Consider the following 22356-nt stretch of genomic DNA (forward strand, 5'->3'; position numbering starts at 1 on the left):
CGCCTCGTGCATCTCTCTTATGCCACCTCGCGCTCTGGTCCAGACGCCTGCTCGCGAGCCATCGTCGTTGCGGTGACGTAGTCGGTCTTGCCGGTGCCGAGCAGCGGCACCTTGTCCACCACCATGATCGCCGCGGGAACGGTCAGCTCGGATGCGCCGATCGCCTTGGCTTGGCCCTGCATGGCACTGCGCTCGGCACCCTTTTCCGTCGTCAGCAGCACGATACGCTCGCCCTTGCGCGGATCCGGGATCGAAACCGCGACCGATGCGGCCTGCGGCCACAGCGTTGTCGCGATGTTCTCGACCGCCGACAGCGAGACCATTTCGCCGGCGATCTTGGCAAAGCGCTTGGCGCGACCCTTGATGGTGATGAAGCCGGCCGGGTCGATCGCCACGATGTCGCCGGTGTCGTGCCAGCCGTCGGCGAGCGGTTCGAGCACGCCGGGATTTTCGGCCCGCAAGTATCCGAGCATTACGTTGGGTCCGCGCACCGACAGGCGTCCGCCTTCCTCGATGCCGGGGACCGGGTCGAGGCGGCTTTCCATCAGCGGCGACAGGCGGCCGACCGTGCCTGGACGATTGGCCATCGGCGTGTTCATCGCCAGCACCGGTGCCGTCTCGGTGACGCCATAGCCTTCGAGGATGCGGATGCCGTAACGCTCCATGAAGACCTGCCGGGTGCGATCCTTGACCGCCTCCGCGCCGGCGATCACCAGGCGCAAGGTGCGGAAGTCGTAGGCATGGGCCGAGCGTGCATAGCCCGTGAGGAATGTGTCGGTGCCGAACAGGATCGTGGCTCCGGTCTGGTAGATCAGCTCGGGCACGATCCGGTAGTGCAGCGGCGAGGGGTACATGTAGATCGGAATGCCCGCGAGCAGCGGCATCATCATTCCACCGGTCAGCCCGAAGGAGTGGAACACCGGCAGCACGTTGAACACCTTATCATTGGCGTTGGCATCGACCCGCGCCAGCGCCTGTGCGGCGTTCGCAAGGATATTGCGGTGGGACAGCACAACGCCCTTGGGCGTGCCTTCCGAGCCCGACGTGAACAGCACGACCGCCGGATCGCTCGCCTGGCGGGCGACGCGGGGCGCGGTGCCGGCGAGCAGGCCCTTGATCTTGTCGGCCGTGCCGATCGAAGCACGGACGTCCTCGAGGTAGACCACGCGAACTTCCGCGGAGATCGCCGCCATCAGCTTGTCGAGCTTGCCCTTCTCGATGAAAGCTTTCGACGTCAGCACGGTTTTGACCTGCGCGGCTTTCATGGCGGCAAGCACGTTGACCGGGCCCGCCGAGAAGTTGAGCATTGCCGGCACCCGGCCGATGTTTTGCAGCGCCATGAAGACGACGGCGACGCCAGCGGAATTCGGCAGCAGCACACCGACATTCTCACCGATAGCGGTGCCGTTCTCCAGCTTCCGGCTCAAGACCTGCGCGCCCAGGATCAGCTTGCGATAGGTCAGCTTGGTACCGAGCGCGTCCTCGACGATGACCTTGCCGGTGTCGCGGTCGCGATAGGCGTGTCCGAGCGCCTCGAACAGGGTGTGATCGAGCATGGCGTTCTTCACCATGGCGTCGATCATCACGTCCTGAAGTGCTGCGCCCGCGGCGTTGCGGCGCGCCTTGCCCTTGAGCGACGGATCGACCGGAAGCTTGACTGGCGGCAGGATGGTGACGGTCACCCGCGGAAACCACGAGCGCTTGATCTGGCTGCCGTTGAGATAGCTGAGATGCGAGCGCTGGGCGCCTTCGATGCGGACCGGGACGACGACTGCGTCGGCCTTGTCCGCGATCATCGCGGTGCCGTCATAGACCTTCATCAGCGAGCCGGAAACAGTGATGCGTCCTTCCGGGAAAATCACCACCGGCTCTCCGGCGGCGACGAGCTTGATGAGGTCGCGCGCCGCCAGCGGCTTGGTGGGGTCCATGGTGTAGTGCTTGACCACCCGCAGGAACGGCTTGGCCCACCAGGCCTTGGCGATGCCGGTATCAACCGCGAAGCTCGCGTCGATCGGGAGCACGGCGTGCAGGAGCGGGCCGTCGATCAGGCTGACATGATTGGGCGCGATCAGCATGCGCGTGCCAGCAGGCGGCAGGTTCTCCAGCCCGCGGACCTCGGTGCGGAACAGCGCGCGGAACAGCAGCCCGCCAAAGTCGCGCACGCCTTCCTTGCCCCACTTGGTCAGCACGAACCAGACTGCGCCGAAGCTGATGACGCCGAGGCCAAAGAAGATCCAGCCGATGTGCAATCCGCCGGCCTGCAACAGCGCGACGAACAGCGAGCCGGCCACCATGAAGGCGGCCTGCAGCACGTTGCCGGCGGCGATAATGCGGGCGCGCTCGGAGGGGGCGGACCAGGCCTGGACGGCGGCGAAGGACGGAACGACGAACAGCCCGCCGCCGAATGCGAAGGCGACGAAGTCGAGCAGCATGCGCAGGCCCGCGAACGAAGTTGCGAAGTCGGCAGCAGTGATGTCCTGGCCCTTGGCGGTCACGCCGATCGCCCAAGCGAGGTCGAGGCCGGCAAACCCCATCATGACGGCGCCGATCGGCACCAGCGCGAGGTTTGGGCGAACGTGGCTCAGATTCGCGGCGAACAGCGAGCCGACGGCAATGCCGATTGCGAAGATCGCGAGACACAACGTCACCACGCCCTCGGTGCCGCCGATGACCTCCTTGACCAGCGCCGGCAGCAGCGAGAGCACGATGGCGCCCACCAGCCAGAACCAGGACACGATCACGGTGCCGTCCCACAGCCGGTGGTCGGCGTGCAGCGTCTTCAACAGGCCGAGCGTCGAGGTCCAGGGATTGGCGTTGACCGGCAGATCGGGTGCAGACGGCGTCGTCGCGGGAATGCGGGAGGCGAAGGTCCAGGACAGCAGGGCCAGCACGACCACGGCCGATGCGACCCAGCCCATATGCGCGGAGCCGGCCACGAACTGGCCACCGGCAACGGTGCCGAGCAGGATGGCCATGAAGGTCGCGCCTTCGACCAGCGCGTTGCCGGTCGCGAGCTCGCCGAGCTCGAGCTGGTCCGGCAGCATCGCGTATTTCACGGGTCCGAACAGCGCGGCGATGACGCCGAACAGTGCGAGCGCTGCGAACAGCAGCGGCACCGAGTGCAGGAAGAAGCCGGCCGCGGCAAAGCCCGCGGCAAAGATCTCGGCGAATTTGAGCCGCCTTGCGACGACGGATTTGACGTATTTGTCGGCGAGCTGGCCGCCGAGCCCGGACAGGATGAAATAGGGGAAGATGAACACCGCGCCCGCGACCGTCACCAGCGCATCACCGTGGCCGGTCGCGGCACTGTAAAGCAGGATGATGACGAGTGCGTTCTTGAGCACGTTGTCGTTCAGCGCCGAGAAGAATTGCGCCCAGAACAGCGGCGCGAAGCGGCGTGACGACATCAAATCCCTGATCATGACTAGTCCTGTTTTGGAAACGCTGTCTGAGGTTGTTTCATTGTCGGATGGGCGTCGGGACCCGAGGAGATGCGACGGGCATTTGCGGGTTGACGAACGATCGCCCCGGCCTGCTCTGCGCCTTTACCTTCCGATCCTGTTGGTCTCCGCGTGGCGACGTTTGGTTCGCAAATGGCTGGTCGCGGCTCTATCACGCCCCGGCAAGGAGGCGTGCGCGCCTCAGGTAAGGTGGGCAAGGCGGCGAAAGGGCGAGAGGCGGCCGAGCAGGCTAATGCGGCGGCCCTCATGACGGGCGCGGTCGCGGTTGGCCCGCCACATCGGGAAGGTCACGCGGCGCTCGGTCAGGACGCCGGCAATGTCGCAGGCATTTGCAATGCGATCGATCGGCCCCGTCGCGAACCGCAGGAAGGCGCGGCCAAATCCGGTCACGAGAGCTGTGGCGTCATCGACGAAGGTGGAGGCGATATCAACAGCGAGGGTTTGCATTTTGCAGATCTCCAGGTTAATTTGAACATTGTTCAAATGAGTACCTTGAAAATGAACAATGTTCAAGACGAATCGTTGCGAGACCGAAAAAAATCTCGCCGGCGGCAGCAGATCGTGGAGATCGCTCGCAGCATTATCGCGACTAAGGGGCTGAAATCGTTGAAAGTCCGGGATGTTGCGGACGCCGCAGGCTGCTCGGTTGGGAGCGTCTACAACGAGTTCGGCGACTTCGACGGGGTGATCCTGACCGTGAATCGGGAGACCGTTAAGGAGCTGACGGTGCGGCTGGGCCAGGTTCCCGCCGAGGATCCCGTTCGCCAGCTCTACGGGCTGGCCGCGACCTACCTCGAATTTTTTGCGGAGCACGCCAATCTGCTGCGCTCGCTGTTCGAACATCGGATGGAGGACGACCGCCCTTACCCCGATGACATCCTTCAGATGGTGATGGACGCCTTCGCGCTGATGCATCCACCCCTGGTGCGGCTGCTTCCGAATGCAGACGACGTGCAGATCGCGCTGCTGTCACGCACCCTGTTTTCCGCCGTGCACGGGATCATCTCGCTCGGCCTCGAAGAACGCATGGTAGCCGTGCCGCCGCAGATGCTGCGCCAGCAGGTCGATCAGTTTCTGGATGCGCATCTCGCAGGGCTCGGGATTGTGCCAGTACGATAAAGTGTGGAGCGCTGCTACGCGCTGGCGGCCTTGCGGTGCCGCGAGGTGACGACGACGACGTCCGTCGTCCCGTTGTCGACCTGAACACGGTTGCGTCCGTTCTCCTTGGCGCGATAGCAGGCGGCATCCGCGCGCCGCATCGCGTCCTCGAGCGTGGTGTTGCCGTCGGTGATGCAGGCAACGCCGATGCTGGCGGTCACTGCAAAGCAACGATCGTCCCACGCGAAGACGGATAGCTCGAGCGACCGGCGCAGCCGTTCGGCGATATCCACGGCGTCGTACGGCGTGCTTTGTGGAAGGATTAGGCCGAATTCGTCACCGCCAAGCCGGGCCACCAGGTCATGCGGCCGTCGTTCCTGTTGCAGGAGACGCGAGATCTGGCAGAGCAGGCGGTCGCCGGCGAGATGACCGCAGCTGTCGTTGACGTCCTTGAATTGGTCGAGATCGAGCAGGACCAGGCCCAGCGAACCCGCCGCGGTGTCGTCCAACTCGCTTTGCAGGCGGGCCTCGAACGCGCGCCGGTTGGACAAGCCGGTCAGCCAGTCGTGCGACGCCTGCCAGACTAGGCGCTCCTTCTCGGCATGCAGGGCATCCTCAAACGCCTGTCGTTGCAGCACCAATCGCCGCGTGTGCCAGATCAGGAGCAGGATCAGCGTCATGGCTGTGACGATATTGACGCCAGTCAGCGTCATCTTGATGGCGCGCGAGCCTTCGCCGAGAACGGTGGAGAACCGCTTGGCGTGCACCGTGAACTGAGTGTTGAGCTCCGAAAGCCGCGACGACAATAATTGCAGGCGGTTGCCGTCCTGAACCGGTCCGCTCTTCAACTCTGACCGGATGACCTCGCCGAAAACGCTCAGCTCCAGCAGCATGGGGTCGGTGGCAGCCCACTCGCTGATCGCTTCCTTGAGAAAGCTGACCTGTTTGAAGTAGCGAAACAGCCAGATCAGTCCCGGCACGTCATCGGGATGGTTGCCGCCTTGCAGGAAGCCGATGCGGGCGGCCTCGACGTCGACCGGATCGCGCTCGAGCGCCCAGCGCGCGAACTCGTCGCCGATGGGAACGGCCAGCGAGGTCTGATATTGCGCAAACTGGCTGGCGTCGCCCGAATGCAGATAGAGATTGAGGAAATAGACGGCGTTCTTCTGCGAGCGCGACCACAACGCTTCGCCCGCGACATAGGCGCGGACCGAGGACATCACCTCCAGGCTGAATCCGGCGATCGCCGCCTGCAGCAGAACGACGGTGACGAAAGGCGAAACGAGCTTGATGACGTGAAGGAAGCTTCGTCCCTTCGTTGACGGCGCTGTTCTGCGAAACACTATGCGTTCCCCAAGTCGCTCAACGACCCCAGCGGAGCGATCCGCTCATAACGCGGATTACGCGCGAAAGGTGCTTAACTCGACTTGAAAATGCCAGGAGACTGCGTCGCAGGGTGAAGGCGTTGTGAAGTGGATGCTTGCAGATCGTCGCAAATGCCGTCGACCCGGAACTGACGCGGCATCGGCGAGCTGATGTCGCGCATTTGCCCCAGATGGTTTACTTGATGGAGATAGATTGCTCTGGCGCTAGACCAGCACCGGCTTGCGCACGCGGCCGGAGTCGCCGAAGACGCGCAAATAGCGCTCGATCTCCGAAGGCAGGCCGGTCGCCTTCTCGGGATTGTCGGAAAGCTTGACGGCCGGACGTCCGTCCACCGACGACACCTTGCAGACCAGCGAGATCGGATCGAGGTTGAACGAGCCGTCCGGCGTGCAGCCGACGAAATCATTGGTGAGATTGGTGCCCCAGCCGAAGGAGAGCCGCACCCGGCCGACGAAGTGGTGGTAGGTCTCCTCGATCGAGCCCACGTCCATCGCGTCGGAGAACACCAGCAGCTTGTCCCTGGGATTGCGGCCCTTCTGCTCCCACCATTTCATGATCTCCTCGCCGGCTTGAATCGGCGGCGCGCTGTCGGGGCGGAAGCCGGTCCAGTCGGCAACCCATTCCGGCGCATCGCGCAGGAAAGCCTTGGTGCCAAAAGCGTCGGGCAGCGCAATCAGGAGGTTGCCGCCATAGGTCTGGCGCCACTGGTCGAGGATGCGATAGGGCGCCCAGCGCAATTCCTCGTCGTCCTTGGCCAGCGCAGCCGCGACCATCGGCAGTTCATGGGCGTTGGTGCCGATGGCTTCGAGATCATTGTCCATCGCGAGTAGCACGTTGGAGGTGCCGATGAAGGACGGGCCCAGGCCTTCCTTCACGGCCTCCACGCACCAGCGCTGCCAGAGGAAGCCATGGCGGCGACGGGTGCCGAAATCGGAGAGCCGGAGGCCATCCAGCTTGCGCAGGCGTTCCACCTTGGTCCACAGCTTGGCCTTCGCGCGGGCATAGAGCACGTCGAGCTCGAAGCGGCCGCGGCCCTTCATCGCCGCCCGCGAGCGCAATTCGTTGAGGATGGCGAGCGCAGGAATTTCCCACATCGTGGTATGGCTCCACGGCCCGTGGAAGTGCAGCTCGTACTGGCCTTCGACCTTGCGCAGCTCGTATTCGGGCAGCCGGAATTCGGCGAGCCAGCGGATGAAGTCCGCCGAGAACATGTGGGTCTTGCCGTAGAAAGTGTTACCGGCAAGCCAGATCAGCTCTTTCTTGGTGAAGCGGATGGTGCGGGCGTGGTCGAGCTGGGCGCGCAGCTCGCCCTCGTCGATGATTTCGGCGAGCCGGACATGGCGCGATCGGTTGATGACCGAGAATGTCACCTGCTGATTCGGGTAAGATTCCCGAATCATTTGCAACATCAATAGCTTGTAGAAGTCGGTATCAAGCAGGCTGCGGATGATGGGATCCAGCCGCCAGCTGTGATTGTAGGTCCGGCTCGCAATGTCGGTCACTGTCATGGGGGAATTCTAGCGTGGCGGCCCCGGCGCAACCAGTGGGTTTGACGGGGATCAGGTTTTCGCGGGGGCGGGGTGCGAGGCCGTTGCCGCCACGGTCTCGAGCTGGCTTCTGATCCAGCGATGCGCCGGGTCCTTCTGATATCGCTGGTGCCAGACCATGAACATCGGCAGCTCGGCCAGGGTTCGCGTGCGCGAGGCCAGCGGAATCCGCACACGCGCGAAGCCGTGCATCACGCCGGGCGCCAGCAGGCTCGGCATGCTCGCCAGCATCTGCGAGCCACGCAGGAAGGACGGCACGCCGGAGAAGCTCGGCACGGAGATCGCGATGTCGCGGTGGAAGCCGTTGGCTGCAAGCCGGCGATCGAAGTCGAGCCGCTCATTGTCAGTGTAGACCACCGTGACGTGACGCGCCGCGAGATAGTCGCCGCGCGTAGCCGGCGCCGCGCGCGCTTTGGGGTCGTAGTAACAAACGTAATGGTCTTGCAGCAGGCGCTTCTGCACGATGTCCACGCCGGATGGCGGCAGCGGCGTGATCAGCAGATCGCAGCGGTTTTCGCGCAGCATCGCCGGCGAGGGCGACCGCGAGGGGATCACGCGCAGGTTCAGGCTCGTCACTTGCGCTGCGACATGATCGAAGAACCGCGGCAGCAGCAGGTCGCGCTGGAAGTCATTGGCGGCGATTGTCAGCGAAAGCTGCGCGCTCGCCGGCTCGAACGTGACGCCGCCGGCAAAGCTGCGCATCTCGTCGATCAGCGCTCGCGCCTTTGCCGCGAGCGCCTGGGCGTGCGCCGTAGCGACAATGCCGCGGCCGGATTTGGCAAACAGCGGATCGCCGACGATCCGCCGCAGCTTGTTCAGGGCGTGGCTGACCGCGGATTGCGTCAGGCCGAGCCGCGTTGCGGCCGCCGTCACCGAACCTTCTTCTAACACGGCCAGGAACAGCTCAAGCGCGTGGCCATCGAGCGCCAAATGATCGATTTTATTCATTGAATGCATTATAATCGATCTATTTATCTTGAGAATAGCCGGCGCCATCATCTCCCGATAAGCCGTGCGCCCCAACGGGAGCGCCAGAGGGAGAGACAACGCCGATGCATGCCCAGGCGCCAGCCTTGCGGGAAGCCCGCCCCAACCGTCCCGAGCCGTTCACGCCGCCGCTCGGTGACGGCGGCTTCTTCCAGCGCGACCGTTCCATGCATCCGCCGGCGCACGCGCCGGGCTACAAATCCTCGGTGCTGCGCTCGCCGCGCCAGGCGTTGCTGTCGCTTGAGAACTCGGTCTCGGAGATCACGGGGCCGGTGTTCGGGCACAACGATCTCGGCCCGCTCGACAATGATTTGATCCGCAACTACGCCAAGGACGGCGATCCCGTCGGCGAACGCATCATCGTCCACGGCCGCGTGCTGGATGAGACCGGCCGCGGCGTGCCGAACACGCTGGTCGAGTTCTGGCAAGCCAATGCCGGCGGCCGCTACCGGCACAAGAGGGACACGTATCTGGCGCCGATCGATCCGAATTTCGGCGGTTGCGGCCGCGCGCTGACCGACGACAGCGGCTACTATTATTTCCGCACCGTGAAGCCGGGACCCTATCCCTGGCGCAACTACGTCAACAGCTGGCGTCCCGCTCACATCCACTTCTCGGTGTTCGGCTCGGGCTTTGCACAGCGTCTGATCACCCAGATGTACTTTGAGGGCGATCCCCTGATCCCGGTCTGCCCAATCCTGACGACGATCCCGGACAAGGATGCGCTGGAGCGCCTCATCGCGCCGCTCGACCTCAACGCATCGACCCCGTTCGACTCGCTCGCCTACCGCTTCGACATCGTCTTGCGCGGCCAGCGCTCCACTTACTTTGAAAATCGCACCGCAGGGAACTAGGTCCATGCCGCAGCCGCTCAACTACCTCAAGGAAACCGCCTCGCAGACCGCCGGGCCCTACGTCCATATCGGCCTGATCCCGGCGATGGCCGGCTTCGACATCTTCGAGAAGAACTTTTCCAACGTGCTGGTGACGCCGAACACGCAAGGCGAACGCATCACGCTGGAGGGCAAGGTGTTCGACGGCAGCGGCACGCCGCTGCGTGACGTGCTGTTGGAGATCTGGCAGGCGAACGCGGCCGGCCGCTACAACCATCCGGCCGATCGGTCGACCGGCGCGCTCGACGAGGAATTTCGTGGCTGGGGCCGCGCCGGCTCCGACTTCGAGAGCGGGCTGGTGACGTTCGAGACCATCAAGCCCGGGGCCATCACCGACAAGGCGGGCCGCAAATGCGCGCCTTACGTCAACATCTGGATCGTCGCGCGTGGCATCAATATCGGGCTCAACACCCGGCTGTATTTCTCCGATGAAGAGACTGCGAACGCCGCCGACCCCGTGCTCAGCCTGATCGAGCAGCCGGTGCGACGTTCGACGTTGATCGCAAAGCGCAGCGAGCGTGGCGCCAAGATCGTGTATGCTTTCACGATCAATTTGCAGGGGCCGGAGGAGACGATGTTCTTCGACGTCTGAGAGCCGCCGCCCGAAGGTTCACTCCACCTGGTCACTGCGATCGATCGCTACGCGCGCGTGGAATTGCGGTGACTGACGCATCTCGCGCGATCCCGGCCTATTGGCCGGATCGCGCCCCACTTTTGGTTTCAGTTCTGCCAAATCGATGAATATGTCCGCCTGTCGGCGCAGCTCGTCAGCGACCATGGCCGGCTGAGTGGAGAGTGTGGAGACGACCGTCACGCGGACACCGAGGCGTTGCAGGGCTTCCACCAGCGAACGAAAATTCCCATCGCCCGAGAACAACACGATCTGATCGACGTGCTCGGCGAGCTCCATCGCATTTACGGCGAGGTCGACATCCATGCTGCCCTTCACTTTGCGGCGGCCGGTGATGGCGTCGACGAATTCCTTCGTGAGTTTCGTGACGACGGTGTATCCGTTATAGTCGAGCCAATCGATCAACGGACGGATTGACGAATACTCCTGATCCTCGACGACGGTCGTGTAGTAGAAGGCCCGCAACAGCGCACCTCGGCTTTGGAATTCGCGGAGCAGTCGCCTGTAGTCGATGTCGAAGCCGAGCGCCTTGGAGGTGGCATGGAGATTGGAGCCATCGATAAAGAGTGCGATCTTCTCAATCGAAGACATTATGCACAAATCTCCAGTTGTACGCGAAAGGTGGCCGGTCCAACCGCCGGGGGCGGTGTGTCGGCCGGAAAAACATTGAAGGCACCGATGGCTTGCCGAAAAAGAAGCGCAGACGACCGGACAGGGGCGGCCGTCTTGCGCCCAGGTTAGGGAGGATACAATGCCACCGGCGCCAGGGCGCCGAATGCAGCCAGGCTAAGGCGCGCGCATTCCCTACTCAATTGTACTGAGGTAAAGGGCGCCTATCCAAAGGATAGGGCCCCATATACGAAGGTTAAGTGGCAGCGCTGGCAACAAGGGCCATTGCGGTTCCCAGCGTGGCCTTCGACCACAGGCGCGGCTGATCGATCGGCCGGTGTGTCAGCCTTCATCGCCATGAAGCTGGGCACGAAAGGCCCGCGGTGACACGCCCGTGGCGGCGGCGTAGACCCGGCTGAAATAGGCGGGGTCCTCGAAGCCAAGCGAATAGGCGATCGTCGAGACCGGTAAATTGGTGTAGACGAGGTTGCGCCGCGCCTCGCGGATCAGCCGGTTGAGGATCAGGTGCGAGGCGGTGTCGCCGGTTGCTGCCCGGGTCACACGGTTGAGATGGGTCGGCGTGATCGACAGCGCGCTCGCATAGTCCGCAACGCTCCAGCGTTCCAGATGATGCTGTTCCAGCAGCGCCTCGAAGCGGCGGAATAGTCCGCTTTCAGCCGTGCCGTTGCCACCGCTCTCGCCGGTGAGCGCGCGGGCCACCAGCCCGATCATGGCCGCCGAAAGTGCACGCAGCACATGCGCTCGGCCGAAATCGCGCGCGGCGTGTTCGGCAAAGATCTGCTTCATGGTGGTCCGAATCTGCGGCGTGCCGCGTATCACGGCCGAGCGCGACAAGGCACCTCGCAGCCCTTCGGAGGCGAGCAGCGCTTCGTCCAATATTTCCGCGGCGATGGTCAGCACCCAGCCCTGGGTATCAGGCACGAAACGGAAGCCGTGGACGTGGCCGACGGGCACGTTGACGATTTGCATCGGCTTCAGCTGCACCACGCGCCCGTCGAGCGTCGCTTCGCCGCCGCCGCGCTCGATCAGCAGCACCTGGTGCAGCCGGGCATGGCGGTGCACGGCGAGCGTCCAATCGTGCAGCACCGAGCGCGACGCTATCGTCTCGCAATGCACGACATCGGGCAGATCACCGGATTCGCCGAACAAATTGTAGACCCGGATTGCCGGGGCGGGGGCTGGGTTTCTCATGTTCGAATAGTACAAGACAAAGACGAAAGCCTCCATCCGTCAGCGGCGCTGAATCTGCAAGAAAGTGCCGAGGAGGACGCAAAAATGAAAGTCCAGGTCTGTATCATCGGCGGCGGGCCGTCCGGGCTGCTGTTGTCCCAGCTCCTGCACCTCAAGGGCATCGACACGGTCGTGCTGGAAAAGTACAGCCGCGACCACGTGCTTGCCCGGATCCGCGCCGGCGTGCTCGAGCACGGCTTCGCCAGGCTGATGCGCGAGGCACAGTGCGGCGAGCGGATGGACCGCGAGGGCGAGATCCACAAGGGATTCGAGATCGCCCATGACGGGGTGCTCTCCCAGATCGACCTCCACAAGCATTCCGGCGGCAATTCGGTGCTGGTCTACGGCCAGACCGAGCTGACGCGCGACCTCTACGAGGCGCGCGATCGCCTTGGCGGCAACGTCGTGCACAATGCCGAGGACGTGACGCCGCATGACCTGACCTCGGACCAGCCGTACGTGACCTATCGTTCGAATGCCGAAACCGTCCGAGTCGATTGCGACTATATCGTCGGCGCTGACGGCTTTCACGGCGTCAGCAGGAAGTCGATCCCGAAGGACGTGCTGCGGGAATACGAGAAGATCTATCCGTTCGGTTGGCTCGGCGTGCTGTCGCGCACGAAACCGGTGTCGCCGGAGCTGATCTATGTGAAGCACGAGCGCGGCTTCGCGCTGTGTTCCTTGCGGTCGCAAGTGCTGAGCCGCTACTACGTCCAGGTGCCGCTCACCGACAAGGTGGAGGACTGGAGCGACGATGCGTTCTGGGCCGAGCTGAAGCGCCGTTTGCCGCACGAGGTCGGCGATCGCCTGATCACTGGGTCGTCCATCGAGAAGAGCATCGCGCCGTTGCGCAGCTTCGTCGCCGAGCCGATGAGCTACGGCCGCCTGTTTCTCGCCGGCGATGCCGCCCACATCGTGCCGCCGACCGGCGCGCGCGGGCTGAACAGCGCCGGCTCCGACATCTATTATCTCTACCACGCCATGCTCGCGCATTATCAGAAGGGCGATGATTCCGGGCTCCAGGGCTATTCCGCCAAGGCGCTGGCGCGGATCTGGAAGGCGCAACGCTTTTCGTGGTGGATGACGATGCTGCTGCATCGCTTCCCCGACCGTTCCGAGTATGAAGAGAGGCTTCAGCAGACGGAGCTGGAATATCTGCTGTCGTCCGAGACGGCGCAGCGTCTGCTGGCGGAGAATTACGTGGGGTTGCCGTTCTAGCGGGGAGTGGACCCGAAAAGCGGTGGGACGCTGCGCTACTTTCCTTCTAGGATGTTCACCGGCGTCCAATCCGACCCCGGTGGATTTGTAGCGAGCGCAGTCGCGCGCTTGCCAAAAAGCGCTGACGCCGGATCCATTTCCGCCATTCGCCCGAACGCATCAGCCGCCTTCGCAAACTCCCTTGCCCGCCAGCACGCCAGCCCTTCCGCATACGCGGCGGCAACCTTCGTCTGCCCGGCACTCTCCGTGCCCTTCTCCGCGAGGGGCTCGAACACCTTGATCGCCTCGCCGCGTCCTATCACTTTGATGGCGTCGAGCTCGCGCCAGGTGAAAGTATTGCCTGTCTGCGCGACAGTCGTTTCTGAAGCCATGATTGCGGTGCCATAATATTTGTTGGCGCCTTCGAGCCGCGAGGCGACGTTCACGGTGTCGCTCATCACGGTGTAGTTGAAGCGGCGGCGGGAGCCGATATTGCCGACGACAGCCTCGCCGCTGTTGAGCCCGATGCGGTGCGACAGGCCGCGGCCGGCGAAAGCGGCGCTGCCGGCGTTGAGCTCCGCCAGCTTTGCGTGACATTTCAGCGCGGCATGGACGGCGTGGCGCGCATGCGCGGGATCGTCGGCGGGCGCGCCGAACATGGCGACAATGGAATCGCCGATATATTTGTCGACATAGCCGCCATGGCTCTCGATGATGTCGGTCATGGCCGACAGATATTCGTTCATCAGCGTCACCAGTTCGCCCGGCGTCATCGTCTCGGCGATGGAGGAAAAGCCACTCAGGTCGGAGAAGAACATGGTGACGTTGCGCATTTCGCCGCCGAGCACCGGCATCTTGCCGGACGCAACCATAGTGTCGATCACTTCGGGGGCGAGATAGAACGCAAAGCTCTTGCGCAGGAAACGCTCGTCGCGATCGGCCAGCATGAAACGGTAGCCAATCATCATCGCGAGCGCGGCAAGGCTCGCGAGCGCGGGCTCGGCCAATGGTAGCGCCAACGCGTGTACGAAAGCGGCGACGGCTGCAGCGGCGTAAACGGCGGTGAGGACGAACCAGGCGATTAGTGCGCCACCCGGTGCGAGCACGCAGGCCGCGCAGGCCACGATCGCTGCGAACACGATCGTGAGAATGCTCCGCAGTGGAAAGCCGAGCTCGGTCACCGCATCGCGTTCGATCAGATTTCGCACCGCGTTGGCATGCACGAAGACACCGGCGATGTCGCTGCGGGCTTTTTGTTCAGTGGTTGCCGGTGCGGGCAGGGCGCATCTTGCGGCCGGCGTTCCGTCATAGCCGCCGGAAAGACGCATCGAGGTGATCTTGCGGTCATCGACATTGAGGATCGTGCCGAGCACCACAATCTTGCCACCGAAGGCGCGGCGGAAGAAGTCGCGGTCGTTCTTCTCGACGCAGGCGTGCAGGTCTGCGAACGAATATGTCGGCACGTCGCGGCCGAGTCCTCGGAAATTGAGCGTTAGCGTGTTCGGCACCGCGCTCGGGATCGTATACCCGGACAAAGCAGTCACGCCAGAAGGCGCGGTCTGCGGTTTTGCGCCGAGCGCGCGGGTGGCGAGTTCGACGGCCATTGCGGGAGCTGGCATGTCGCCGACAGGAAAACTCAGCGGCATTCGCCGGATTACATGGTCGGTGTCGGTATAGACGTTGAGGCCGCGGACGTTATTCCCCACAGCCAATTGCTGTGCGCGGTCCGGATGATCGCTGCTGAGGACCTCGCCCAGCACCAGCTTGCCGTCACTAGAGAGTTTCCGCAAGGCGATGAGATAGTCTCGGTCGAATCCCTTCAATCGCGCGCCAAGCGGCGCATCGCCAAAGGGAATCTCCGACCGCTCGATCGAGCTCGGAAAGATGACATCGAAACCGATCACCTTGGCGCCGCCGTCGGCAATGCTGCCGAGCACCCGGCCGATCTCGCGCGTCCAGGTCAGCGTCGGCGACCCCTGAAACGGCGGAGTGTCGTAGGTCTCGCCGTCGATGGCCACGACGACGACCGGTGATGTCGCGGGATCGCGGTGGTCGCCGACGAGCTTGCCGCGCAGTGCCGTGAGGATGTCGAGCGACAGGCCCTGCAGCGTCTGGAACGGCGGAGACGTGACGACGGCGCCTGCAAGAAGCGCAATCAGGATCGCTGCAACGATGTCCCGTCTGCCGATCCGCCGCATCGCCCCGTCGCTAGCTGCCTATTCGAGCCGCAGCAGGCGTCCCACGATCGGCGTCGGCGACGACGTGGCGCTGGGATCGACCTGGAAGGCGTAACGCTTGGTGCCGAGGATGGCGAGATAGCTGCCGCCCGGCGTCAGCGACTTCCCGGCCTTGGCGAAGTCATAGAACTTGCCTCCGACCATGGTCTCGCTCTTGAGCGGCACGCTGATCGTGGGCTCCTTGCCATCGGTGCGCTCGATCACCAGGGTGCTGCCGCTCTTGGCCTGCACCAACGGCGCGACACCGTAGAGCGTCGGCAGCTTGGCCGGAGCGCTGCCCTTGGCGTCCGACCGCATGGTGCGGAAGGTCGTCGCGGCACTCTGGTTCGCCTCGCGCTCCGACAGTTTTGCCGCGTTGGTATCGCAGGGGACCTTTTCCCGCTTGACCTCGCCGAGTTGCACGGTGCTCTGCTCGGTGCCGACCATGACGACGCCTTCGCTGATGGTCTCGCGCTGGCACGATTTGAGATAGCTGAGCGTAATGGTTGCCTTGGGCCCCAGCTTGATGATCTTGCCCGGCACCACATAATCCATGAACGCGACACCGTCGACCTTGCCTTGCACGTCCTCGACGATGGCGGTCGGGCTCTCCGCCAAAGCCGGAGCAGCAAGACAGCATGTGCCGACAACAGCGCCGATCAGGCTTTTCATGGCAATTCTCATCCAATTCGACCAATATTTGCCGGTCCCCATCCAGGCCCGATGCTTAGCAGCGAAACGCCCAGGCAAGTGTGACCGGAATCACTCTTTGATATTGGTGCACTCTATCAGGAAGAGGTTCAAGCCGGCGACCCGAGAAGACAGTGCGCCGGCAAGCTGGATGGATAATTTCATTCGGCTGGGACGGCCTCAACCGGGTGGCTCTCCATATCTATGATGGGCGCGAGCGTAGCCTCGGTCTTCTGATACGGCGTCGCCTGCTGACCGGCGGCGATCTCGACCACTTCCTCCCGCGTGACAGGCTAGCTGTCACGAGCTGGCTGGAGTTGATAGCGGTTATATGCGTGCTGCCAAACGAGGTCGGCACGCCGATCGTTTTTAGCGCGGTATGCAACGAGGTCCAGCTCCAGCTTTCTTGCCCGCCGCACGGGAAGCGTGCGCCCGCGTCGCTGCGCCTCGGCGTCAAATTGACGGGTTGATTTTGCAGGGCGTTAACCGTGGCGGAATGCTCCCCGCGCGGGTCATTGTCGCGCCCCAGAGTTGGTTGCAAATACGTTGGAGTTTTACGGTGGATGTTTTCATGCTGAGAGACGGCAAATATGCGGCCTGGTTCAGGACCCCGCGCGGTCAGGGCACGGGCGTCGTGCATCTGGCGGAGGGACGAATCTCCGGCAGCGACAGCTTCTTCACTTATGGAGGCTCTTACCGAATTGACGAGCAGCGCTTCACGGCGGTTCTGACCACGCGGCGTCATGCCGAGGGGCCGCCGACCGTGTTCGGGCTCGACGAGGTCGAGGTCAAGCTCTCGGGCGTGTGCAGCGGTGCGATGGCGACCTGTTCCGGAACGGCCGAGCAGGCCCCCGATGTGACCTTCGAGGCGACGCTCATCTACAGCCAGGACGAGGTGCCGGCCGTTGACGCCCGAGGTGCGGTCGTGAAGCTCAACGCCGACAAGCTGCCCAAGGGGCTCGACGGCCGTTCGCGATCGCCCCATCCGTTTGCGCCGGGATCGCTCGGCTCAGAACGGAATAGACCATAAGGCCACGTCTTATCCCGCCTGATCGACTTCGAGGATGTTGTCAGGGCTGCTTAAGCGGATGAGCCCTCTGGTGCCAGGCCCAGGCGGTGCGGATTACAGTCGGCAGATCCGAATATCGCGGCACGAAATTCAGCGCTTTTCGCGCTGCGGAGGGATCGGCGACCAGATAGGTGGGATCGCCGGCGCGGCGCGGTTTGACGGTGTGGGGCACCTCGCGCCCGGTCTCCTGCCTGATGGCGGTCAGGATCTCCCGTACCGAAAAGCCGGAGCCGGTGCCTAGATTGAAGCTGCCGCCGGCATGCCCTTGTTCCAGCAGCTTCAGCGCCGCGACATGCGCTGCGGCGAGGTCGGTGACGTGGATGTAGTCGCGGATCGCGGTGCCATCGGGCGTGTCGTAGTCCTGACCGAACACGGCAAAATCGACATGGCCCTGTAATGCCATCATGGCGCGCGGAATGAGATGGGTTTCATTGTCACGCAATTCGCCGATGCCGCCGGCAGGATCGGCGCCGCTGGCATTGAAATAGCGCAGGCAGAACGCGCCGAAGCCGTAAGCGGCGCGGTAATCGGCGAGCATGCGCTCGATCATCCACTTCGATGCGCCATAGGGGTTGATCGGCGCGCAGGGGAAGTCTTCCGGCAGTTCCTTGGAATCGGCATTGCCGTAGACGGCGCCGGTCGAGGAGAACACGATACGATGGCAGCCCGCATTGCGCATCGCCTGCAATAGCGACAGCGTGCCCTGCACATTGTTGATGTAGTACTTTTGCGGGTCGGTCATGGACTCGCCGACGAGACTCGCCGCCGCGAAATGCATGACCGCCGTGATTTTGTGCTCGGCGAAGGCGCGCGCCAGCGTGCCGCCGTCGAGCAGATCGCCTGTTACCAGCGGGCCGGCGACGAAGCCGCGATGACCTGTCGACAGATTGTCATAAACGACGGGCTGATAGCCGGCGGCGGTCAGGGCGCGACAGGCATGCGAGCCGATATAGCCCGCGCCTCCCGTAACGAGGACAGTCGGTCGGTCGGTCATGTCTGCTTACCTCGAGGTGAAATCAACGATCATCCATGCGCCGCGGCCAGCACCAAATCGGCACCCGGCACGAGCACCGCAAGCGTCAGCCATGCGGGACGTTTGCGGAAGGCGAGGACATGCCGCGTGGCGCCACGGGAGACGACATCAATCAAGGAGAGGGCTTCCGAAGTGACCTGTCCCAATGCGATTGCCTCAGTTCAATAGTTGATCGATCTGGTGAGCATAGATTGATCTTCGCTGTATGCAACCCACCGGCGGCTCGGCACGATCGTCCTTCTTCGTTTAGCTCGCATTGACCCTATCGCTGCGAAACGGTGGGCGCGCGCATCGCGGCAACCGAAGCTTTAAGAACCAAAATTAAGCTGATGCCGAGTAAAGGAGTGACTGAAACATGGCACAGATCTGGATGACCTATGACGAACTCGCCGAGCTTAGCGGCTGCACGTCTGCCGAGGCACGAATGCGGGCCATCCATTTGTCACTTGACCGCCGCAAAAGCCGCGACGGCGCAACCCGCGTCAAGCTCGATCTGGCGCTGACGGCCAAATATTTCGCCTCTGTCCGGGACGCCGATTTTGATCTGGACGGCGCCATCGAGGCGCTCCAGGCCACCCATCGGCAGATGGCAGAACTCCTGACGCCGAACCAGTTCCTGGGCCGGCGCCGCTCGGCTTAGCTCCCGCACGCAATCCATCAGGCTCCGGGTATAAGGAGCCGAGATTCTCGCGATAGTTGTTCCGAATCAGGCATAAATCGCCATCCGGAATTTTCATTGCTGGCCGGGGTTTAACCGCAGCGGGCCGTAGAGCCTGCAGGAGGATGCCATGAGGAACGACAGCGATCGAGGCTACGCGACACTGTTGGCAGCGTCGATGCTGGGTGCGCTGATCATCATGACAGCCGCAACGGCAAATGCAGAGCTCGTGAAGTTGCAGGCCGATTTAAAAGGCAGCAATGAAGTGCCTCCGAACAACTCGCCTGGAACAGGCAAGGCCGAGGCGACCTACGATACGGAGGCGAAAACCCTGACCTACACAGTCAGCTTCGCCGGCTTGACCGGGCCAGCCATGGGGGCACATTTCCATGGCCCCGTGGAGGCCGGCAAGAACGCCGGCATCGTGCTGCCGTTCAAGACGGTCCAAAGCCCGATTCAGGGGAGCGCAACGCTCACCGAAGCTCAGGCTGCGGACCTGCTGGCTGGGAAATGGTATGCCAACATTCATACGGCCGCGAACCCGGGCGGTGAACTACGCGGACAAATGATAAAATAAGGACGGTCACTTCCCCGATGCAGACGTGCAGGCCATGCATCTGCTCAGGAGGGCGGCCTCGGTAAGAAGGCCAGGATTGTTTGAGCGAGGAGGACCCCGACGGTCCCGCCTGCTGCTTTTTGCAGCACGTCCAGGAAACCCGGATCACGATCGGGCGTCATTGCTTGCAGGATTTCCAGCCCCATTGCGACCGCCACGACAAGCGAGCATGCGAGGGTGAGCCGACCGGGCAACAGGAAGGACAAGAGAAATCCCAGCAACCCGTAGGCGCTGAAGCGCTCGATCACGACGACCCAATAAGCGTCGTGATGGCCAATAAGCACGGGTCTCCCCGCCAGTCTCGCAAGCGTGGCATAGACGATGAGCGCGAAGCAGACGCCTGCGGCTGCGATAAGGTGGTTGCGGCGCATTGAACGACCATAGCCGGACCGGAGCCAGGCCGCGTTGAAAGATGAGAGTATCGTTAAGGCTGATTGAGCAAGGGGCGCGGCGCGGCGCGTTTGCCGTCCCGGGTTAACGGCTCAATCCTTTCAGGCCACCAACGCCGCGTCGGTCGGCAATTTAGCGCTCTGCGCCAAGCAGCGTGACTCGACCAACTCGTTGAATCGAGGGAAGGGCAGTGGGGCGGAGACCAGATAGCCCTGCCCCTCCTCTACGCCGGATGAAATAAGCGCCCGGACCTGCTCCTCCGTCTCGATGCCTTCCGCGACCACCGTCATTTGGAGGTCCTTCGCAAGTGCGACCAGCATCTCCACGATCGTGGCAGTCGATGCGTCCACGGTGATCGTGTCGACGAAAAATTTGTCGATCTTGATTGTATTGGCGCCCAGGCCCTTGAGCCGGGATAGCCCGCTATGACCGACGCCGACGTCATCGATGGCGACGCGAAACCCGCAGTCCCGCAATTCGCTGACCACGGCTGCGGCGCGTGCGAGGTCGTCGAGCTCGTCGCGCTCGGTCACCTCGATGACGATCTGGCGCGCGGAGACTTGCGCCGCCATGACCGTGCGGCGGAGCGTTTCAATGAAGCCCGCACTCAAGAGATGCTTTGGTACGACGTTGAGGGAGAGCTTAAAATCCTTGTTCGCTTTCAACAGCGGCTGCAGATCCGACAGCGCTGATCGCAGGATCTGCCAGGTCATGACCTGGATGCGGCCGCTGGATTCCGCGAGCGGGATGAAGTTCATCGGAGGCACGACCGATCCGTCTTTGAGGAGCCACCGAGCCAACACCTCGCAGCCTTTGATCCGACCGGTCTTGAGCTCGAAGATGGGCTGGTAGTACGGCTTGAATTCGTTCGCGGCCAGCCCGCGGTCGAGATCGGCGACGGGCCCTTCCATGCGGCGGCTCCGCGCGAAAAGCCCGCCGAAAAGGGCGCCGATTGCAAATGCTACGGCCAGCGTCGGCCAGTAAGCCTCGTTGTTCCACGTCGAGAGGATGCCGCGTTCGAGGCGAATGGTCGCATGGAGTGGGAATCGAGCTGAATTTTTGTCGAGATCGATCGGGGCCTGCAAGGCTTTGTCGGGATCGAGCAGGAATTCGCCAAGTTTCTCGCCGTTGCTCAACGCGAGGATCACTTCGCTGTGGGCGCGCAACTCGGCGGGCATGATGTCGAACAGGCTGGCGTTGACGCCAAGAATGGCGACCAATGCGGCATTGCCGTTGATGTCTTTGAGCACGCCCAGAGCATCCCCGCCGAATTGCTCAACACGGAAGAGCGAAAGGTTCTTGTCGTGCGAGGGAAGCATATCGCGGCGGTCGATCCATCCCTTGTCGAATTCCAGCGTTTCGGAATAGGCCGAACAGATCACCGAGCCATCTGGGTTGACGAGGCGCACATCCTTGATTGCGGAACGTTGGTAGACGTGGAGCCGGATCGCCTGCAGCGTCGCGGGCCCACAATCGGCAAGATCGCGCCGCGCGAGTTCGCCCAGGCTCGCGCCGGCAAAGTCGACCGCAAATTCGGCGCGACGCAGAACCACCTCGGTCAATTCGTCGAGCTGGTGGGCCTGCTGGTACCGAATGAACGAAGTTGCCGCAAAGTGGCCAGCCACGCCGAACGCGGCCGCGCTCGCGAGCACGAACGCCGCAAATACGAAAGTCGGTCGCTGCAATCTCATTCGGCCCGGCGGAACAGAGGGAAGCGTCGGCCGATCCTAAGCAGGACGCGCTAAGATAGGGTTTAATGCGCGGGCGAGGCATGTGGAACCGGCCTTTGGGGGTGGGCAGGCGAGGGACCCGTCTGCCCCCGGACCGGGGGACCCTATCGAAAATGCTACTTAACCTTCCGCTCCCAAGTTCTGGCGGCCCATTCGATGGCGGAGCGAAGCGGGTGCGGGATTGTAGGGCGCGATGGAAGCCTGCCGAGGGCTGCCACCATGCTGTGGCCGGGTGGCTCGCAAGCGCAAGACCACGAAGGCGATATTGATAGCCAACCAGACCAGAATGACGGAAATGGCAAGATGGGCCACGGCCAGACCTCGCGATGAAGTTGGAGTCAACGCGAGCGCGCTGGTTCGGTTCCCTGGCGAACCGGGCTAGAGCGCATCTATTTCATGTAGCCGGAGTCGAGCCTTCGGGGCGGACGGCGACCTCACCTTGCCTTGAGGTCCTTGCTCTACTCCGATCAGCAACACGACGCATTCGTTCTTCGTCAGAACCGGCGATCGCGCGCCCGCGGCCATCATGACGTCGTTGGCGGAACGCCGCCGCACGCTCGCTTAGGCCTTTTTTCGCGCCTTCGTTTTCAACGAAAGACCAAGGCGCAGGGCCATGCGCTTGATCGCATCGGGCGATCGTCCGAGCTGTTTCGCCGCCTCCTCCAATGAAGCCGAAGACTTAGCCAACTCCATCAGCCGGCGGTCTTCCTTGAACGACCAGGGCTTGCGCGCCATAACCGAAATCATCCTCTCGTCGCGACAAGGACAAAGCCGCCAAGCGGACCCATGTCGCTCGACGGCTTTGCTTGGGTGGGGCCGAGCTTGGGGGAGCCCGGTGAGACGATGGGATAAGTGATTAGTGAGAATTCGCAACAAACAACGCGGATTAAGCTA

Annotated in this window: 21 protein-coding genes; 8 read left to right on the forward strand and 13 right to left on the reverse strand. The window is 63.1% G+C overall.

The annotated features are described in order from the left end of the window. Positions 1–17: 17 nt before the first annotated feature. Positions 18–3422, reverse strand: a complete 3405-nt coding sequence (locus tag AC0L3B_RS22430; protein WP_473381058.1) for an acyl-[ACP]--phospholipid O-acyltransferase — start codon at positions 3420–3422, stop codon at positions 18–20. Positions 3423–3959: 537 nt separating this feature from the next. Between AC0L3B_RS22430 and AC0L3B_RS22435 the strand changes: the two genes are divergently transcribed. Then, on the forward strand, positions 3960–4580 hold the full coding sequence (locus AC0L3B_RS22435) for a TetR/AcrR family transcriptional regulator (RefSeq protein ID WP_162496297.1): 621 nt from the start codon (positions 3960–3962) through the stop codon (positions 4578–4580). 14 nt (positions 4581–4594) lie between these two features. Here AC0L3B_RS22435 and AC0L3B_RS22440 read toward each other — a convergent pair whose 3' ends face one another. The 3 genes from AC0L3B_RS22440 to AC0L3B_RS22450 all read right to left on the reverse strand — a co-directional run bounded on the left by AC0L3B_RS22440 (position 4595) and on the right by AC0L3B_RS22450 (position 8449). Then, a complete protein-coding gene (locus AC0L3B_RS22440; RefSeq protein ID WP_085384371.1) occupies positions 4595–5902 on the reverse strand; it encodes a GGDEF domain-containing protein in 1308 nt (435 codons plus the stop codon). Positions 5903–6148: 246 nt separating this feature from the next. Then, on the reverse strand, positions 6149–7453 hold the full coding sequence (pncB, locus tag AC0L3B_RS22445) for a nicotinate phosphoribosyltransferase (protein ID WP_473381059.1): 1305 nt from the start codon (positions 7451–7453) through the stop codon (positions 6149–6151). A 51-nt stretch (positions 7454–7504) separates the two neighbouring features. After that, on the reverse strand, positions 7505–8449 hold the full coding sequence (locus AC0L3B_RS22450) for a LysR family transcriptional regulator (RefSeq protein ID WP_473381060.1): 945 nt from the start codon (positions 8447–8449) through the stop codon (positions 7505–7507). A 95-nt stretch (positions 8450–8544) separates the two neighbouring features. Between AC0L3B_RS22450 and pcaH the strand changes: the two genes are divergently transcribed. Continuing rightward, positions 8545–9333, forward strand: coding sequence for a protocatechuate 3,4-dioxygenase subunit beta (pcaH, locus tag AC0L3B_RS22455; protein WP_085350039.1), 789 nt, complete (start codon positions 8545–8547; stop codon positions 9331–9333). 4 nt (positions 9334–9337) lie between these two features. Beyond that, on the forward strand, positions 9338–9964 hold the full coding sequence (pcaG, locus tag AC0L3B_RS22460) for a protocatechuate 3,4-dioxygenase subunit alpha (RefSeq protein ID WP_026233093.1): 627 nt from the start codon (positions 9338–9340) through the stop codon (positions 9962–9964). An 18-nt stretch (positions 9965–9982) separates the two neighbouring features. Here the strand turns inward: pcaG and AC0L3B_RS22465 are convergent, their stop codons facing one another. Both AC0L3B_RS22465 and AC0L3B_RS22470 read right to left on the reverse strand, forming a co-directional pair. Continuing rightward, a complete protein-coding gene (locus tag AC0L3B_RS22465; RefSeq protein ID WP_473381061.1) occupies positions 9983–10594 on the reverse strand; it encodes a LabA-like NYN domain-containing protein in 612 nt (203 codons plus the stop codon). Positions 10595–10954: 360 nt separating this feature from the next. Next, positions 10955–11860: a helix-turn-helix domain-containing protein gene (locus AC0L3B_RS22470; RefSeq protein ID WP_204513751.1), complete on the reverse strand. Its 906-nt coding sequence runs from the start codon at positions 11858–11860 to the stop codon at positions 10955–10957. A gap of 48 nt (positions 11861–11908) precedes the next feature. Between AC0L3B_RS22470 and pobA the strand changes: the two genes are divergently transcribed. Beyond that, entirely contained in the window at positions 11909–13081 is a 1173-nt protein-coding gene (pobA, locus tag AC0L3B_RS22475; RefSeq protein WP_085359785.1) for a 4-hydroxybenzoate 3-monooxygenase, read from the forward strand. Positions 13082–13116: 35 nt separating this feature from the next. Here pobA and AC0L3B_RS22480 read toward each other — a convergent pair whose 3' ends face one another. Both AC0L3B_RS22480 and AC0L3B_RS22485 read right to left on the reverse strand, forming a co-directional pair. Continuing rightward, positions 13117–15258, reverse strand: a complete 2142-nt coding sequence (locus AC0L3B_RS22480; protein ID WP_204513752.1) for an adenylate/guanylate cyclase domain-containing protein — start codon at positions 15256–15258, stop codon at positions 13117–13119. 18 nt (positions 15259–15276) lie between these two features. Next, the gene (locus AC0L3B_RS22485; protein WP_085384366.1) at positions 15277–15948 is read right to left on the reverse strand and encodes a hypothetical protein; all 672 of its coding nucleotides are present in this window, start codon (positions 15946–15948) and stop codon (positions 15277–15279) included. Between the two features lie 152 nt (positions 15949–16100). Between AC0L3B_RS22485 and AC0L3B_RS22490 the strand changes: the two genes are divergently transcribed. Continuing rightward, positions 16101–16436, forward strand: a complete 336-nt coding sequence (locus tag AC0L3B_RS22490; protein ID WP_161494832.1) for a hypothetical protein — start codon at positions 16101–16103, stop codon at positions 16434–16436. 101 nt (positions 16437–16537) lie between these two features. After that, positions 16538–16996 carry a hypothetical protein gene (locus AC0L3B_RS22495; RefSeq protein ID WP_473381062.1) on the forward strand — a complete coding sequence of 153 codons (459 nt, stop codon included), beginning with the start codon at positions 16538–16540 and terminating at the stop codon, positions 16994–16996. Between the two features lie 40 nt (positions 16997–17036). Here the strand turns inward: AC0L3B_RS22495 and galE are convergent, their stop codons facing one another. After that, positions 17037–18029, reverse strand: coding sequence for a UDP-glucose 4-epimerase GalE (gene galE, locus AC0L3B_RS22500; RefSeq protein ID WP_085394779.1), 993 nt, complete (start codon positions 18027–18029; stop codon positions 17037–17039). Positions 18030–18058: 29 nt separating this feature from the next. Continuing rightward, the gene (locus AC0L3B_RS22505) at positions 18059–18184 is read right to left on the reverse strand and encodes a hypothetical protein (protein ID WP_268738914.1); all 126 of its coding nucleotides are present in this window, start codon (positions 18182–18184) and stop codon (positions 18059–18061) included. A gap of 239 nt (positions 18185–18423) precedes the next feature. On the opposite strand from AC0L3B_RS22505, the gene AC0L3B_RS22510 reads away from it, so the two are divergent. Next, entirely contained in the window at positions 18424–18708 is a 285-nt protein-coding gene (locus AC0L3B_RS22510; RefSeq protein WP_085384365.1) for a hypothetical protein, read from the forward strand. Positions 18709–18856: 148 nt separating this feature from the next. Next, on the forward strand, positions 18857–19303 hold the full coding sequence (locus AC0L3B_RS22515; protein WP_473381063.1) for a CHRD domain-containing protein: 447 nt from the start codon (positions 18857–18859) through the stop codon (positions 19301–19303). Positions 19304–19347: 44 nt separating this feature from the next. Here AC0L3B_RS22515 and AC0L3B_RS22520 read toward each other — a convergent pair whose 3' ends face one another. The 3 genes from AC0L3B_RS22520 to AC0L3B_RS22530 form a co-directional block, all read right to left on the reverse strand. Continuing rightward, complete coding sequence (locus AC0L3B_RS22520; protein ID WP_204513754.1) at positions 19348–19713, reverse strand: VanZ family protein; 366 nt, start codon at positions 19711–19713, stop codon at positions 19348–19350. Positions 19714–19833: 120 nt separating this feature from the next. Further along, the gene (locus AC0L3B_RS22525; RefSeq protein ID WP_085384364.1) at positions 19834–21423 is read right to left on the reverse strand and encodes an EAL domain-containing protein; all 1590 of its coding nucleotides are present in this window, start codon (positions 21421–21423) and stop codon (positions 19834–19836) included. Between the two features lie 600 nt (positions 21424–22023). Continuing rightward, a complete protein-coding gene (locus AC0L3B_RS22530; protein ID WP_162847250.1) occupies positions 22024–22197 on the reverse strand; it encodes a hypothetical protein in 174 nt (57 codons plus the stop codon). Between the last annotated feature and the right edge of the window lie 159 nt (positions 22198–22356).

Source organism: Bradyrhizobium sp. Kon56, assembly GCF_055807635.1.